14 protein-coding genes are annotated in these 15,899 nt (G+C 68.0%); 2 read left to right on the plus strand and 12 right to left on the minus strand.

Annotated features, from left to right (window positions below; genetic code table 11):
• Positions 1 to 80 precede the first annotated feature (80 nt).
• The 9 genes from BLV49_RS02595 to BLV49_RS02635 form a co-directional block, all read right to left on the minus strand.
• A complete protein-coding gene (locus tag BLV49_RS02595; RefSeq protein ID WP_091179529.1) occupies positions 81 to 1,379 on the minus strand; it encodes a sugar ABC transporter ATP-binding protein in 1,299 nt (432 codons plus the stop codon).
• A gap of 47 nt (positions 1,380 to 1,426) precedes the next feature.
• A complete protein-coding gene (gene mmsB / locus BLV49_RS02600; protein ID WP_091179532.1) occupies positions 1,427 to 2,665 on the minus strand; it encodes a multiple monosaccharide ABC transporter permease in 1,239 nt (412 codons plus the stop codon).
• 32 nt (positions 2,666 to 2,697) lie between these two features.
• Positions 2,698 to 4,227 carry a multiple monosaccharide ABC transporter ATP-binding protein gene (gene mmsA / locus BLV49_RS02605; protein ID WP_091179534.1) on the minus strand — a complete coding sequence of 510 codons (1,530 nt, stop codon included), beginning with the start codon at positions 4,225 to 4,227 and terminating at the stop codon, positions 2,698 to 2,700.
• 82 nt (positions 4,228 to 4,309) lie between these two features.
• Positions 4,310 to 5,422 carry a multiple monosaccharide ABC transporter substrate-binding protein gene (gene chvE, locus BLV49_RS02610; protein WP_091179537.1) on the minus strand — a complete coding sequence of 371 codons (1,113 nt, stop codon included), beginning with the start codon at positions 5,420 to 5,422 and terminating at the stop codon, positions 4,310 to 4,312.
• 273 nt (positions 5,423 to 5,695) lie between these two features.
• Positions 5,696 to 6,715, minus strand: a complete 1,020-nt coding sequence (locus BLV49_RS02615) for a LacI family DNA-binding transcriptional regulator (RefSeq protein ID WP_091179538.1) — start codon at positions 6,713 to 6,715, stop codon at positions 5,696 to 5,698.
• A gap of 101 nt (positions 6,716 to 6,816) precedes the next feature.
• On the minus strand, positions 6,817 to 7,914 hold the full coding sequence (locus BLV49_RS02620; protein ID WP_091179541.1) for a glycerate kinase: 1,098 nt from the start codon (positions 7,912 to 7,914) through the stop codon (positions 6,817 to 6,819).
• 71 nt (positions 7,915 to 7,985) lie between these two features.
• The gene (locus tag BLV49_RS02625) at positions 7,986 to 8,822 is read right to left on the minus strand and encodes an ABC transporter ATP-binding protein (RefSeq protein WP_245723509.1); all 837 of its coding nucleotides are present in this window, start codon (positions 8,820 to 8,822) and stop codon (positions 7,986 to 7,988) included.
• A 2-nt stretch (positions 8,823 to 8,824) separates the two neighbouring features.
• Entirely contained in the window at positions 8,825 to 9,853 is a 1,029-nt protein-coding gene (locus tag BLV49_RS02630) for an ABC transporter substrate-binding protein (protein WP_091179543.1), read from the minus strand.
• Positions 9,854 to 9,881: 28 nt separating this feature from the next.
• Positions 9,882 to 10,739: an ABC transporter permease gene (locus BLV49_RS02635; RefSeq protein WP_091179545.1), complete on the minus strand. Its 858-nt coding sequence runs from the start codon at positions 10,737 to 10,739 to the stop codon at positions 9,882 to 9,884.
• A 172-nt stretch (positions 10,740 to 10,911) separates the two neighbouring features.
• Here BLV49_RS02635 and BLV49_RS02640 point away from each other — a divergent pair, with 172 nt between their 5' ends.
• Positions 10,912 to 11,544, plus strand: a complete 633-nt coding sequence (locus BLV49_RS02640) for a hypothetical protein (protein ID WP_091179547.1) — start codon at positions 10,912 to 10,914, stop codon at positions 11,542 to 11,544.
• Here the strand turns inward: BLV49_RS02640 and BLV49_RS02645 are convergent.
• Entirely contained in the window at positions 11,520 to 12,911 is a 1,392-nt protein-coding gene (locus tag BLV49_RS02645; RefSeq protein ID WP_091179549.1) for an MFS transporter, read from the minus strand. The two genes, BLV49_RS02640 and BLV49_RS02645, sit on opposite strands and share 25 nt — an antisense overlap.
• Before the next feature lie 88 nt (positions 12,912 to 12,999).
• Here BLV49_RS02645 and BLV49_RS02650 point away from each other — a divergent pair, with 88 nt between their 5' ends.
• On the plus strand, positions 13,000 to 13,293 hold the full coding sequence (locus tag BLV49_RS02650; protein WP_091179551.1) for a DUF4287 domain-containing protein: 294 nt from the start codon (positions 13,000 to 13,002) through the stop codon (positions 13,291 to 13,293).
• A gap of 22 nt (positions 13,294 to 13,315) precedes the next feature.
• On the opposite strand, the gene BLV49_RS02655 is transcribed toward BLV49_RS02650, so the two are convergent.
• Together BLV49_RS02655 and BLV49_RS02660 are read right to left on the minus strand one after the other, a co-directional pair.
• Positions 13,316 to 14,479 carry a cystathionine gamma-synthase gene (locus BLV49_RS02655; protein WP_091179553.1) on the minus strand — a complete coding sequence of 388 codons (1,164 nt, stop codon included), beginning with the start codon at positions 14,477 to 14,479 and terminating at the stop codon, positions 13,316 to 13,318.
• Between the two features lie 34 nt (positions 14,480 to 14,513).
• On the minus strand, positions 14,514 to 15,878 hold the full coding sequence (locus tag BLV49_RS02660; RefSeq protein ID WP_091179555.1) for a cystathionine beta-synthase: 1,365 nt from the start codon (positions 15,876 to 15,878) through the stop codon (positions 14,514 to 14,516).
• Between the last annotated feature and the right edge of the window lie 21 nt (positions 15,879 to 15,899).

Below are 15,899 nucleotides of genomic sequence, written 5' to 3' on the forward strand. Positions count from 1 at the left end.
AGGCGTTCCGTGCACGTCCCGAAACGGAATGTGAACGGTCACATTTCATCTTAGTCTGCATCGTCGCTGTTGTCCTCCGCTCAGACGAGCAGTTCCCGGCGGATTCGGCCGGCGCTGATCTCGGCTGTTCGCAGCCGGGAGAAGACGTGGCCGCGACTGATGACGACGACCTCGTCCGCGATCTCGGCCAGGTCATCCGGCGACGCCGAAACGATGACAGCCTTGCCGGCCGCCGCGATGCGGTCGAGCACATCGAGCCGTGCCGTGCGCTCGGTGGCGTCGAGTCCGAGCAGCGGCTCCCCCAGCAGGACGGCGCGAGCGGGGCCGGTGACGAAGCTCTCGAGGAGCGCGTCGAACTGGTCTTTCGTCGGGGGCCGCTGGGTCCCGATGCTCTGCACGATCGACGCGCGAGTGCTCGGCCGGTAGTCACGGCTCGCGTCGATCATGCCGTTGCGGGCGAGGGCGCGCAATCGCTCCGCCGAGACGCGGCTCGGCACTCCGCCGATCAGGCCGACGTCGTAGCTCGGCGGGTGCTCGGTCGTGAACACGAGGCCGAGCGCCGCGCTCGCCTCGCGTGAGAGCCGTGTGACGTCGGTGCCGGCGAGCAGGATTCGTCCGGCGCTGACCTCGCCGTACGAGCGCGCGAACAGGCTCATGAGCAGCTCGAGGGCGTGCGGGCCGGCGAGGCCGGTGACGGTTCCAGCTCGCGCGTCAAGGTCGATGCTCCCGAACACGCTGCGGCGCGCTTGGACCGGATGCTGCACCGTCAGGTCCCGCACCGCGAGCACGATCTCTCCCGGCGGCCGCCGCGGGTGCCGGCGCGGCGTGTGCCGCAGCTCGAGCGCCGCCTCGAGCGCCTCCCCATCGGTGGGATCGATGCTTGCCGCTTCACGGCCGTCGCGAACGACCAGCACGCGGTCGAGCCCCGGGTTCACGCCGTGCAGCGTCGACACGGCGAGCACGATCGGAATCTCCTCCGAGGCAAGGGCTACAGCGTCCTGCCAGCGGGCGTTGTCGGCCGGGCCGAGCTCGTCGACGGTGTCGTCGATCAGCAGCTGCTCGGCGCGAGCGGCATCCGCCTTCGCGAGGGCGCGGGCCAGTTCGATGATGCGCCGGTCGACGACGCTGAGTCCGCCGAGCTGCCGCTTGAGGTCGCCGTGCCAGCCGAGGACGCTGAGATGCCGAGCCGCGCGGCGTTCAAGCTCGCGCTCGCGCACGATGCCGAATCGCGTCGGCTCGAGCCCGAGCATGACGTTCTCGGCGACGCTCTGGTGCGGGCTCGACATCTCGCCGACGGTGAAGCGGATGCCCTTCGCGTCGGTGGGGAGCCCGCCGAGCGCCACCGTGAGCTGCGGCGTGCGCTCGGCGGGTTTCAACATAGCCTCAGCGTAATCCGCGACGGGCGCCGGGTCGGCGGCGAGTTCGCTCAGTTCCCGCCGCCGCGACGCTTGTTGTACACGTCGAACGCCACGGCGAGAAGTAGCACGAGTCCCTTCACCGCCTGCTGCCATTCGATGCCGAGGCCGAGAATCGACATGCCGTTGTTCAGGACGCCGATAATGAGACCACCGATGATGACGCCGCCGATCGTCCCGACGCCGCCCTGCACCGCAGCGCCGCCGATGAACGCCGCTGAGATCGCCTCGAGCTCGAACCCGTCGCCCGCCTTTGGTCCGGCGAGATTGAGGCGCGCGGTGAAGATCAGGCCTGCGAGGGCGGAAAGCACGCCCATGTTGACGAACAGCAGGAAGTCGATCTTGCGCGTCTTGATTCCGGAGAGCTCGGCGGCGTGCCGGTTGCCGCCGATCGCGTAGACGTGTCGGCCGAAGACGCTGCGGTTCATGATCGTGGCGTACAGCAGCACGAGCACGGCGAGCACGACGAGCGTGACCGGGATGCCCTTGTACGAGGCGAGTGCGAACGCGAAAAGGCCGATCGCGACGGTCGTGAGCGCGAGCTTGACGATGAACCAGACGATCGGCTCGACCTCCTGGCCGTATGCCAGTCGGCCGCGACGCTGCCGGACCTGCTGCACGATGAGTGCGACGACGGCGATGGCCGCGACGATGAGCGTGAGCGGGTCGACGTCGAATTTGCCGAAGACGTCGGTGATGTAGCCGTTGCCGAGCGCGCGATACTCCTTCGGGAAGGACCCGATGTTCGCGTTCCCGAGAACGGCGAGAGCGAGACCGCGGAAGATGAGCATTCCTGCGAGAGTGACGATGAACGCGGGTATTCCGACGTACGCGACCCAGAATCCCTGCCAGACGCCCACGAGCGCGCCGACCGCGAGGGAGAGCACGATCGCGAGCCACCATGGCAGCCCCCAGTGCACGGCGAACACCCCGGACACGGCTCCGATGAAGGCGGCGACCGAGCCGACGGAGAGGTCGATGTGGCCGGCGATGATCACCATGACCATGCCAATGGCGAGAACGAGGATGTACCCGTTCTGCACGATCAGGTTCGAGATGTTCTGCGGCCGGAGCAGGATGCCGTTGGTCAGGAACGCGAACAGCACGACCACGAACAGGAGGGCGAGGAAGATGCCGTTCTTGCCGAGATCGGTCACGAGGTGGGTGACCCAGCTGGTGAACTTGTTCTGCGGCGGATTCACGAGACCGCCGGCGACGGTGTCGCTCTGCTGGGTTTGAGTGTCAGACATGAGAGTGATCTCCTTGGGTTGCCGTCGGCCGACTAGCGCGGCTTTTCCATGGTCATGAGCTTGAGGAGCGCTTCGGGAGTGGCATCCTCAACGGGCATCTGCCCGGTGATGCGGCCCTCGCTGAGCGCGTAGATGCGATCGCAGATGCCGAGCAGCTCGGGCAGCTCGGAGGAGATGACGATCACGCCTTTGCCCGCCGCGGCGAGCTTGTTGATGATGGCGTAGATCTCGTACTTCGCGCCCACGTCGATGCCTCGAGTCGGCTCGTCGAGGATGAGCACGTCGGGGTCGGAGTAGATCCACTTCGACAGCACGACTTTCTGCTGGTTGCCGCCCGAGAGCTTGCCGGTCTTGGCGAGCACGGTGGGCGACTTGATGTTCATGTCGGACCGGAACGAGTTCGCCACCCGATACTCTTCGTTGTCGTTGACGAGACCGGCCTTCGAGATCTTGTCGAGCGACGCGACGGAGATGTTGCGCTTGATGTCCTCGATGAGGTTGAGTCCGTAGTTTTTGCGGTCCTCGGTCGCGTACGCGATGCCGTTCTTGATCGCCTCGGAGACCGTGCGGGTCCTGATCTCTTCGCCGTTCTTGAAGACGCGGCCCGAGATGCGGGTGCCGTAGGAGTGCCCGAACAGGCTCATCGCGAACTCGGTGCGACCGGCGCCCATGAGCCCCGCGATGCCGACGATCTCGCCCGCGCGCACGTTGAGCGAGACGCCGTCGACGACGACGCGGGAGACGTCCTGCGGGTGGTGCGCCGTCCACTCCTCGACCCGGAGGATCTCCTCGCCGATGTTGGGCGTGTGGTCGGGGTAGCGGTGCTCGAGGTCGCGGCCAACCATGTCCTTGATGATGCGCTCTTCGGTCACCTCGTTCTTGACCATGCTCTCGATCGTCTGGCCGTCGCGAATCACGGTGACGGTGTCGGCGACCTTCTTGATCTCGTTGAGCTTGTGGCTGATGATGATCGACGTGATCCCCTCCTCCTTGAGCTGGAGGATGAGGTTCAGCAGGTGGTCGGAGTCCTCGTCGTTGAGCGCCGCCGTCGGCTCGTCGAGGATCAGGAGCTTGACGCGCTTCGAGAGCGCCTTCGCGATCTCGACGAGCTGCTGCTTGCCGACGCCGATGTCGAGGATCTTCGTCGTCGGGTTCTCCCGCAGCCCCACGCGCGCGAGCAGCTTCGCCGCCTCGTGGTTCGTCTTGTTCCAGTCGATGAGGCCGCCGATGCCGCGCTGCTCGTTGCCGAGGAAGATGTTCTCGGCGATCGAGAGGTAGGGGCTCAGCGCGAGCTCCTGGTGGATGATGACGATCCCCTGCGCCTCCGAGTCGCGGATCGTGCTGAACGATTGCACGGAGCCGGCGAAGACGATGTCGCCCGAGTACGTGCCGTGCGGGTACACGCCCGAGAGCACCTTCATGAGGGTCGACTTCCCGGCGCCGTTCTCGCCGCAGATGGCGTGCACCGTGCCGGCTTCGACCGTCAGGTTCACATTCGAGAGCGCCTTGACGCCGGGGAACGTCTTCGTGATGTCGCGCATCTCGAGAATTGTGCTTGTCATCGGAGTTCTCTCTTCATCGAGCCGGATGAAACAGACGGATGCCGCTGCCCGCCGTCGCGTGACGGCGGGCAGCGGCAGGGCATCAGCCCTTGATCTCGTCTTCGGTCCAGTAGCCGCTGTCCACGAGCGTCTTCTGCACGTTGTCCTTCACGACGATCTGCGAGTCGAGGAGCATCGACGGAACGACCTTCGTGCCGTTGTCGTAGTCCTCGGTGTTGTTCACCTCGGGCTCCTCGTCGTTCAGAACGGCGATCGTCATCTTCACCGCTTCGGCCGCGAGGCTGCGCGTGTCCTTGAAGATCGTCGCGTACTGCTCGCCGCGATCGATGGCCTTCACCGAGTCGAGCTCGGCGTCCTGACCCGAGATGACCGGCCACTCGTCGCCGAGCGAGTATCCGGCGTCGTTGAGGGCGGAGATGATTCCGCGCGAGATGCCGTCGTACGGGGAGAGCACGGCGTTCACCTTGTCGCCGCCTGAGTAGTTCGCGGTGAGCAGGTTCTCCATGCGCTTCTGCGCGGTCTCGCCGTCCCAGCGCAGCGTCGCCGCCTGGTCGAAGTCGGTCTGGCCGCTCTTCACGACGAGCGTTCCGTCGTCGAGGTACGGCTTGAGCGTGTCCATCGCGCCATCCCAGAAGAACGTGGCGTTGTTGTCGTCGGGCGACCCGCCGAACAGCTCGATGTTGAAGGGGCCCTTCGGCGCGTCGGCCTTCTTCGACCCGTCGAGCTCGACGAGGCCGAGTCCGTTCAGAACCGAGTCGGCCTGCTGCACGCCGACCTTGTAGTTGTCGAAGGAGGCGTAGTAGTCGACGTTCTCCGTGTCGCGGATGAGCCGGTCGTATGCGATGACGGGAATGTCGTTGTCGGCCGCGGACTGCAGCACGCTCGTGAGCGTCGTTCCGTCGATCGAGGCGACGATGAGCGCCTCGGCGCCCTTGGTGATCATGTTCTCGATCTGCGACACCTGCGTCGGGATGTCGTCCTCGGCGTACTGCAGGTCGACGCGGAAGCCTTCCGCCTCGAGCTGCTTCTTCACCGAGTTGCCGTCGGCGATCCAGCGTTCGGAGCTCTTCGTCGGCATCGCGACGCCGACGAGCGCGCCGTCGCCTTCTCCGCCACCTGCCGCGCCGCCGGAGCAGCCGGCAAGGGAGACCACCATCGCGCCCGCCGTGAGCGCGGCAAGAAGAAACTTTTTCATGCTTCATACCTCTCTGTATTGGTGCATGGACGACTTCGAGCGCAGCACGCTGCCGCGCGGGGCGGACCCGCGGCAGAAGGGTCGGCAGCGTCCGGGTGCCGGCCCGCCGATCCGGGGATGCGGATCGGCACCGAAGGGTGTCGGGAGTGACTGGCGCGTTCTCACCGGAGTGGAATGTGACCGTTCACATCGTGAGTGACATGCTAGCTCAAAACTTTCCTCGACTGTCAAGCGTGAAAGATCTCGTTTTGGTAAAGGCGGGAAATCGCCTGATCAGAACGCAGGCGGCGCGGTCGATCCGCGCACGATGAGCTGCGGCTCGAGCGTGATGGCCTCGTCGAATCCCTCTTCGCCGAGGTTGTCGAGCAGCCGCGAGACCGCTCGCCGCCCCAGTTCGCTGAAGTCCTGCCGCACCGTCGTGAGGGGCGGCCAGAAGTGCTTCGCCTCCGGGATGTCGTCGAATCCGACGATCGAGATGTCGCCCGGCACGTCGAGCCCGCCGTCGCGGATCGCGTGCATGAGACCGAGCGCCATCTGGTCGTTCGAGGAGAAGATCGCCGTGAAGTCGCGGATGCGCAGCAGCTCCCTCGCGGCTCGGTAGCCGAAGTCGGAAGACCAGTCACCGAGGATGGGCGCCGTCGTCGCCACGTCGTGCGCGCTCATCTCCTCGAGGAACCCACGCATTCGCGACTCCGCCTCGATCCAGTCCTGCGGCCCGGCCAGGTGGTAGATGTGCCGGTGACCGAGCTCGATCAGGTGCCGTGTCGCCACTCGCGCCCCGGCGATCTGGTCGACGGCGATGACGTTCTGGTCGACGCCGTCGCGCAAGTGGACGGTGACGAACGGCACGTCGAGCTTGAGCAGGCTGATGGCGTTGAGCACGCGCACTTGCGGCGCGATGATGACGATGCCGTCGACCGCCTGTGCCATGAGGTGGTCGAGCGCGACGCGGATCGCCGCGTCGTCGGTCGCCGTCAGGTTGACGGTGCTCACGAGGTAGCCGCGGTCCTTGCCAGCGTTCTCGATGGCCTGGATCATCGTCGCCGGCCCGTACTCGGAGCGCTGCGAGGCGAGGATGCCGATCGTGCGCGAGCGGCTCGTGACGAGCGCCCGGGCCGCCCGGTTCGGCCGGTAGTTGAGCTCCGCCATGACATCGAGCACGCGCTGCTTTGTGGATTCCCGGATGCTCGGATGCTCGTTCAGCACGCGCGAGACCGTCTGGTGGCTCACGCCCGCGAGGCGAGCGACGTCGCGAATGTTGGGGGCGCGGCGCCGCTCGGTCTCGTCTGCCATGGGGCTCCTCACGATCGCGTGCCGGCCTGACGAGAGACACACTATGCCCACGATCCCGGATGTGACAACGTCACATGCCGACAGGCGCCTGCGCGCGCGGCTCAGTCGCCGCCGGGCATTCGCCGCGCGAGGCGCGCCCCGGCCTCCCGGGCGTGCGTGAGGGAATCCGCGATCGCGGCGTCCAAGCCTCCGGCGATGTCGGTGAGGGATTCGGAGTCGTCGAAGAGCTCGGCCGGGTCGGCGTCGACGAGACCGGCGACGAGAAGCGTGCGGGTGTGCTCGCCCGCAAGGCCGGCGATGTAGCTCGGCACCTTCCCGCCCGCGGACTGGCTGTCGTACCGGCCCTCCCCCGTGATGACGACGTCGGCGTCGCCGATGACATCGGGAGCACCGAGCGCGTCGCCCACTGCGGCGGAGCCGGGATCGAGCGTGGCACCCCAGGCGAGCAGGCCGAACCCGGCTCCCCCTGCCGCTCCCGCCCCAGGAGTGCCCGGGTCGACGTCGACGTGCTTCGCGAGCCGGGCGAGGTTGGCGTCGAGAACCGCGATGTCATCCGGGCTCGCGCCCTTCTGCGGCCCGAACACGGCGGCGGCCCCATGCTCGCCGAACAGGGGGTTCGTGACGTCGGAGAGAACGCGCGCGCCGTGCTCGGGAAGCTGCCTGAGTTCGGAGAGATCGAGCGTGTCGAGGTCGGCGAGACCGGCATTGCCGGCTGACACGGCTCGCCCGGCGGCATCCGTCGCCTTCGCGCCGAGCGCCTGCAGCGCGCCGAGGCCGCCGTCGGTGGAGGAGCTTCCGCCGATGGCGAGAAGCAGGGCGGTCGCCCCGCCGTCGAGGGCCGCGGCGATCGCCTCGCCGAACCCGACGGTCTGCGCCTCGAACGGCCGCAGCGGATCGAGCAGGGTGATGCCGCTCGTGAGGGCGAGCTCGACGACGGCGGTGCCGTCGGGCAGCAGGAGCCATGCGGCGTCGACGGGGTCGCCGACCGGGCCCGTGACGCGCACCGGTTTGCGCTTCGCGCCCGGAACGGCGACCTCGAACGCGTCGAGCGTGCCTTCCCCGCCGTCGGCCATCGGAAGGAGGCGGACGTCGTCGTCGGGTCGGACGGACGACCAGCCGCGCCCGATCGCTTCCGCGATCTCCGCCGCCGTGGCGGAGCCCTTGAACGAGTCCGGAGCGATTACGATCGTGCGCGCCATGGCTGTCCTCTCAAGCCGGAACCGGGTCTCCCCGTCTCTGTCAGGCTACCGCCCGGCCACGCCGCATGCGCTCAGTCGGCGTGGCCACTCGCGCCGAGCAGCTCGCGCACGCGGCTCGAGACCCGGTGGAACTCGGGGGTCTCGAGCACGGCGGCGTAGTCGCGCTCGGCGGGCAGGTCGACGGTGTGCTCCTCGATGATGCGACCCGGTCTCGGGCTCATCACGACAACGCGGCTCGCGAGGTACACCGCCTCGGCGACGGAGTGGGTGACGAGCAGCACCGTCGTTCCCGTCTCCCGCCAGATGCGGTTGAGCTCGACGTTCATGCGCTCGCGGGTGAGCGCGTCGAGCGCGCCGAACGGCTCGTCCATGAGCAGCACTTGCGGTTCGTGCAGCAGCGCTCGGCACAGCGACACGCGCTGCTGCATGCCACCGGAGAGCTCGTGCGGCAGGGCCTTCTCGAATCCGGTCAGCCCCGTCATCTCGATCAGCTGATCCGCGCGCTCCTGCGCGACGGACATGTTCATGCCGCGCATCTCCGCCTGCAGCAGGATGTTGCCGCGCACGCTGCGCCACTCGAGGAGCGCGGCGCGCTGGAAGACGTACCCGATGTCCTGGCGGGGCGCCTTCACTTCCTCGCCCTGCAGGCGAATCGCGCCGCGGCTCGGTCTCGTGAGACCGGCGACCGCCTTGAGCAGCGTGGATTTTCCGCAGCCGGAGGGTCCCGCGATGCTGATGAACTCGCCGCGCTCGACCGTGAGGTCGATGTCCTCGAGCGCGCTCACCTGTCCGCGCTTGGATGCGAACGTGACGGCGACGTCCGACACGGAGAGCGCCGGAGCCTCACGGCGCGGCTGTCCGCCCTCCGTCATGGACAGTCCCTCCTGTTCCTGTGCTGTCGGTGACATGGTCAGCCCTTCGGGGCGAAGGACGAGTCGAAGTAGGTGCTGACGTCGCCGGCCTTCTCGATGAGTCCCGCTGTCGCGAGCACCTCGATCGTGGAGGTCCAGTCGCCTTCGTCGTTGACGCCGGGCGCGGCATCCTTCGTCGCATCCGTGTGGAGGAGCTTGATGGTCTCCTTCCACTGGTCGAGCAGCACGGACTTGTTCGGCATCTGCGGGTCCTTGCCGTCCATCGCCGCCACTGCCCCTTCGGGGTCTTCGGCCGCCGCGGTGAACGCCTCGGACGTCGCCGCGACCATGGCCTTCACGAGGTCGGGGTCGTTCGAGATCGTGTCGTCGGGGGCGATGAGGCCGTTGCTGTAGAAGTTCAGGCCGGCGTCGGAGTAGCGCAAGTAGGTGATCTTCTTGCCGCTCTTGTCGGCGATCGTGGGTCCCTGGTCGTGGGCAAAGCCGATGAGTCCGTCGACCTGCCCGGAGAGCATGGCGGCGATCTTGCCCGCGGCGTCGAGGTTCTGCTGCTTGACGTCGGACTCGGACAGGCCGACGGCCTCGAGGTAGGCGGGGAATGTCGTCGTGGGCGCGTCGCCGGCCGAGACCGCGATCGTCTTGCCCTTGAGGTCCTTCGGCGAGGTGATGCCGGAGTCGGAGAACACCTGCACGGCCGACGGGGTCGTCTGCAGGAAGACGCCGACGCTCTTTATCGCGACGCCCTTGTCGATGTTCGCCATGACGGCGGGGGTGTCGGCCCAGCCGAAGTCGACCTGCTTCTGGCCGACCGCCTGCGCGGTCTTCGTCGAGCCTTGCCCGGCCTTGATCGTCAGGTCGATTCCGTGGTCCTCGAAGATGCCCTTCTCGACGCCGTAGTAGAACGGAGCGTGCTCGCCGTAGGGGTACCAGTTGAGCATGAGGGTCACGGGAGTCGCGCCGTCGGCCTTCTCCTCCGAGCCGCCGGAGGCGCCGGCGCTGCAGCCGGAGAGGACGAGTGCGGATGCCGCGAAGGCGGCGAGTGCCGTGAGGACGGCGCCTGGCTTCTTCATTGAAACTCTTTCTGTTGGGAGGGGAGGGTTAGAGACGGACTGTGGATGCGCCGAGGTCGCGCTTGGAGGCGTGCCACGGGATGAGGAACTTCTCGGCGATCTGGATGATGCCGAAGAGCACGACGCCCATGAGCGACATGATGATGAGGGCCGCGAACAGCATGGCGGTGTCGAGGTTGCCGTTCGCCTGGAGGATGACGTAGCCGAGGCCTTCGTTCGCGCCGACGAACTCGCCGACGACAGCGCCCGTGACGGCGAGCGTCGCCGCGACCTTGAGGCCGGAGAGCAGCTCGGGCAGGGCGGCCGGCAGGCGCACCTTGACGAAGGTCTTGAAGCGCCCCGCTCCCATCGTCGAGGTCAGCTGGAGGATCTCGGGATCGACCGTGCGCAGTCCGGCGAGGCCGGAGATGACGACGGGGAAGAACGCCATGAGCACGGCGACGAGGATCTTGGGGCTCGCTCCGAAGCCGAGCCAGACGACGAAGAGCGGCGCGATAGCGATCTTCGGGATCACTTGAGCGAAGAGGATGACCGGGTAGAGGGTCTTCTCGAGTCCCTGCGAGTACACCATGACGACCGCGACCGCGAGGCCGACGACGACGGCGATGACGAAGCCGACGACGGTCTCGTACGTCGTCACCCAGGTGTGCTGCGCGAGGTAGGGCACGTTGTCGGCGAAGGCGCTCCAGGTGTCAACCGGCGACGGGATGATGTAGGGCTGCACGAGGCCGAGCTCGGTGACGAGCCACCAGACGACGAGCACTCCGACGACGAACACGATCGGATGCCAGCTGCGCAGCCACCAGCGAACCACCGAGCCGGGCTCGCCCTTCTCGTGTGCGAGCGCCATGGCCTCCGTGGCGGGCGGTGATGAGAGTGCGGACATGGAAACCAAACCTCGTCATTGAGAAAGCGGGAAAGCGTATTCCCTTCGGGACGCTCTCGATCATAGGCGGCGTGCCGGAGGAGTGTCAATTCATTTGGGAAACCGATTTCCGCTCGGCGTGCTCCGTCCTCGCGTAATCTGGCGGCATGGTGGCGGGACACGGGTCAGCGGGATGAGAGCGCACGCGCGCACCATCTGGCGCGGCATCCGATTCGCCGTCGTCTACGAGCTGCGCATCTATCAGAGCCTGTGGTTCTCGATCGCGCGACGCGACCCGGTCGCGGCGCCCGGCAGCATCCCGTTCTCGTACGTTCGCTCGGTGCGCACGGCGCTGCTCGTGTTCATCATCCTCTCGGCGATCGAAGTGCCCATCGCGCACCTGCTCCTGCGGCCCTGGCCGCCCGTGCAGATCGGCTTCCTCGCCATCGGCATCTGGGGGCTCGTCTGGATGTTCGGGCTCTGGGGCGCCATGACGGTCTACCCGCACACGCTCGACGACGCGGGCATCCACATCCGCGGCGGCTTCTCGTCACGCGTCGACGTGCCCTGGCCGGGCATCGAGGCCGTCACTCTCGAGCTGCACTCGTACGAGAAGGGGAAGAGCGTGCAGATCGTCGAGGAGGACGGCGAGCGCATCCTCTGCCTCGTGAACGCGAACGAGACCGGCGTTCTCATCACGCTGCGCGCCGCGACTCCGATCCGCGTCCGGAACCGCACGGAGACCGTCACGCACGTGCGCTTCCGCGCCGACGACTCCCGATCACTCGTGCGCGCGGCGCGTCACTGGACCTCACGCGTGGGCTGACCCGTGCCGGGGGCGGATGCCGCGACTCGCGGCGCCACGAGCATCGCGCCCAGCGCGACAAGCACCGTGAGCGCGAACACCGCGCCGAAGGAGGCGACGTTCGAGGAGAACGCGGCGAACACGATCCCCGTGAGGGCGAGCGACATGGCGCCGCCGAGCGAGTCGGCGATCGACATCGCTGAGCTGTTGAAGCCCTGGTTCTTTGGCGTCGAGAATTCGAGCACCATCACCGACAGCCGCGGATACGCGAACCCCATGCCGGCGCCGCCGATCGCCCAGCCGACGATCACGACAGCGGCCGGCAGGTGCAGCAGCGCTGTGGCGCACGCGCCCGCCGTCGCGACGATCACGAGCGCCGAGCCGACTCGCGTGAATACCGGGTGCGCGACGCGGGCGCCGAGTCGGCCCTGCACGGCGGACGCCCCCGACCAGCTGAGCGCGGCGCACGTGAGGGCGAGGCCGGCGAGACTGGGGCTGAAGCCGTACTCGCGCGTGAGCAGGTAGGGCACGTACACCTCGGCGCCGAAGAAAGCCGCGGACGCGAGCCCGCGCATCCCGATGACGGAGGGCACGCCGCGCACGGCGGCGAGGGTTCCTCGCGGGACGAGCGGTCGAACGCTCACGAACGCGACGCCGCAGCAGGCGAGGGCGAGCGACCAGCCCACGCCGGGCAGCTTGCCGAGCAGGTTGAGGCCGAGCACCGCGAGAGCCGCGAGGCTCGCCCACGCGAACCGGCTCACCGACCAGCGGACGCTGTCGTCGCGCGTGCGCTCGATCCGGCGAAGCGACGGCACGACCATGAGCAGGGCGATGACGATGAGCCCGACGACGCCGAGGAAGACCCAGTGCCAGCTGAACAGCTCGGCGACCGCGCCCGCCACGACGGGGCCGACGAGGGAGGGCACGACCCACGCCGCGGCGAAGGCGGCGAAGATCTTCGGATGAAGCGCGCCGGGGTAGACGCGCGCGATCACGACGTAGAGCGCGACCGTCAGCCCGCCGCCGCCGAGTCCCTGCACGAGCCGTCCGGCCACGAACACGGGCATGGTCGTGGCCGTTCCCGCCACGAGAAGCCCGATGACGAACGCGAGCACCGCCGCATAGAGCGGGGTCACGGGCCCCCGCCGGTCGGCCCAGTTGCCGACGCCCACCATCCCGATGACGCCCGTCGCGAGCGGTCCGGCGAACGCGAGAGCGTACAGCGACTCTCCGCGCAGGTCGGCGCTCACGACGGGCATCACCGTTGTCACGGCCAGCGACTCGAAGGCGGCGAGGAACACGAGAGCGGTCGATCCCAGCGTCACCCAGCGATACGTCCTGTTAAGGATTCCGCCCGCGGCCTCCGCGCTCTTCTCGTCCACTGACACGTCCTCACCCTAGAACCTCAACTATGGTTGAGGCCAAGCGCCGTCTGGTCGCTGCAGCGCCCCACTCATCGAAGAAACGGGAGAGACGATGTCGTTTCAGGCCTACCTCGACGCGATCGAGGCGAAGACCGGACTCACGCCGCGCCAGCTCGTCGACAAGGCGGCCGAGCGCGGTTTCGGCGCCGACTCGAAGGCCGCGCCGATTCTCGAGTGGCTCAAGGAGGACTACGGTCTGGGTCGCGGCCACGGCATGGCGCTCGTGCACGTGATCACCAAGGGCGATCGCATCAGCACGAAGCACGTCGGCACCGACGGCGCGCACGCCGACGCGAGCGACCGACTGTGGCTCGACGGCATCGCGACGAAGCCCGCCGACTATTGAGCCGCGCGCCCGGCGGTCCGGCTCAGCGCTTCTTCGCGGCGCGCGCCGTGGCCCGCTCGACGTCGGCGAGCAGGTCGTCGACGTCTTCGATGCCGACCGAGAGCCGCACGACGTTCTCGGGAACCGCGAGCTCGGTGCCCTTGACCGAGGCGTGCGTCATCTCGCTCGGGTAGTTCACGAGCGACTCGACGCCGCCGAGCGATTCGGCGAGCGTGAACACCTCGAGCCGCTCGGCGAATCGGCGTGCGACTCGCTCTCCCCCGGTGAACGCGACGGAGAGCATGCCCCCGAAGCGCGACATCTGCTGCGCGGCGAGCGCGTGCCCAGGGTGCGAGTCGAGGCCCGGGTAGTAGACGCGCTCGACGCCGTCGCGACCGTCGAGGAACTCGGCGATCTTCTGTGCGTTCGCCGAGTGCCGCTCCATGCGCACGTCGAGGGTCTTGATTCCGCGCGAGGTGAGGTACGCGTCGAACGGACTCGACACGGCGCCCGCCGCGAACTGCAGGAAGCGCACCTTCTCGTGCAGCGCGTCGTCGTTCAGTGCGACGGCGCCGCCGATGACGTCGGAGTGGCCGCCGAGGTACTTCGTCGTGGAGTGCACGACGACGTCGGCGCCGAGCGAGAGCGGCTGCTGCAGCGCAGGCGTCGCGAACGTGTTGTCGACGACGACCGTGAGGCCCGCGTGGTGGCCGATCTCGGCGAGCTCGGCGATGTCGGTGATCTTCATGAGCGGGTTCGAGGGCGTCTCGACCCACAGCACCTTCGTCTCCGGGGTGATCGCGGCCTGCACGTCCCGCAGGTTCGACAGGTCGACGACGGAGTGGCCGACTCCCCAGTCGCCGAGAATGCGGCTGACGAGCCGGTAGGTTCCGCCGTACACGTCGTTGCCGATGACCAGGTGGTCGCCCGGGCGCAGGATGCCGCGCAGCAGCGCGTCTTCGGCGGCGAGCCCCGACGAGAACGAGATCGCGTGCTTCGCCTGTTCGAGCGCCGCGAGCTGCTCCTCGAGGTTCGAGCGCGTCGGGTTGCCCGCGCGGCCGTACTCGTAGCCGTTCCGCAGCCCGCCGATGCCGTCCTGCTTGTGCGTCGACGTCAGGTGGATGGGCGGGATCACCGCACCCGTGGTCTCGTCGACGGCTTGGCCGGCGTGGATGGCTCGCGTGGCGAATCCGGGAACGTGTGACATGGTCTTCCCTCCGTGTGGTGGGTGCGGTTTGCGTTCAGTTCTTGAGGTAAGTGAGCAGGTCCTGGCGGGTGAGCACCGCTGTCGGGTTCCCGTCGTGCGTGACCAGAAGGGCGTCGGATGCCGCGAGCGCGGCGCGCGCGGCCGACACCGACTCGCCCGAGCCGATGAGCGGGAGCGGGTCGCCGAGCACGGTCGAGACGGCATCCGTCATTGCGCTCTCGCCCGTGAAGACGCGGTCGAGCAGGTCGCGCTCGATGATCGCGCCGGCGACCTCGCCCATCACGACAGGCGGCTCGGTCGAGAGCACGGGCAGCTGCGAGACGCCGTACTCCGCCATGATCTCGATCGCGTCGCGCACCGTGTCGTCGGGGTGCACGTGCACGAGCGCGGGCACGTCGCCGCTCTTCGCGGCGACGACCTCGCCCACGGTGCGCTCCCCCGAGTCGTCGAGGAAGCCGTACGAGCGCATCCACTTGTCGTTGAAGATCTTGCCGAGGTAGCCGCGCCCGCCGTCGGGCAGCAGCACGACGACGATCGCGTCGGCAGGCAGGTCCTTCGCAGCGTTGAGCGCGGCGACGATGGCCATGCCGCTCGAGCCGCCGACGAGCAGGCCCTCTTCGCGCGCGAGCCGCCGGGTCATGGCGAACGACTCCGCATCGGTGACGGCGATGACCTCGTCGACGACGCTCGGGTCGTACGCACCCGGCCAGAAGTCCTCGCCGACGCCCTCGACGAGGTACGGGCGGCCCGTGCCGCCCGAGTACACGGAGCCCTCGGGGTCGGCACCGACGATGCGAACGGCGGAGTTCGAGACTTCCTTGAGGTAACGGCCGGTTCCGCTGATGGTGCCGCCGGTTCCGACACCGGCGACGAAGTGCGTGACGGCGCCGTCGGTGTCGCGCCAGATCTCGGGTCCGGTTGTCTCGTAGTGGCTGAGAGGCCCGTTGGGGTTGAAGTACTGGTTGGGCTTGAACGCGCCGTCGATCTCGGTGACGAGCCGGTCGGACACCGAGTAGTACGACTGCGGGTCGTCGGGAGCGACGGAGGTCGGCGTGACGACGATCTCGGCGCCGTAGGCGGTGAGGACGTTGCGCTTGTCCTCACCGACCTTGTCGGGAAGCACGAAGACGCACTTGTAGCCGCGCTGCTGCGCGATGAGCGCAAGGCCGACGCCCGTGTTGCCGGAGGTTGGCTCGACGATCGTGCCGCCCGGGCGCAGTTCGCCCGAGGCCTCGGCCGCGTCGATGATGCGCTCGGCGATGCGGTCCTTCGAGGACCCGCCGGGGTTCAGGTACTCGAGCTTCACGAGCACCGTGGCGGCGATGCCCTCGGTCACGGTGTTGAGCTTGACGAGGGGCGTGTCGCCGATGAGTTCGGTGATCGATGAGGCGTAGTGCACGGTAGTCCGTTTCGTCTGCGG

Origin of the sequence: Paramicrobacterium humi, assembly GCF_900105715.1 — a bacterium.
In the GTDB taxonomy this organism is placed as follows: Bacteria; Actinomycetota; Actinomycetes; order Actinomycetales; family Microbacteriaceae; genus Paramicrobacterium; species Paramicrobacterium humi.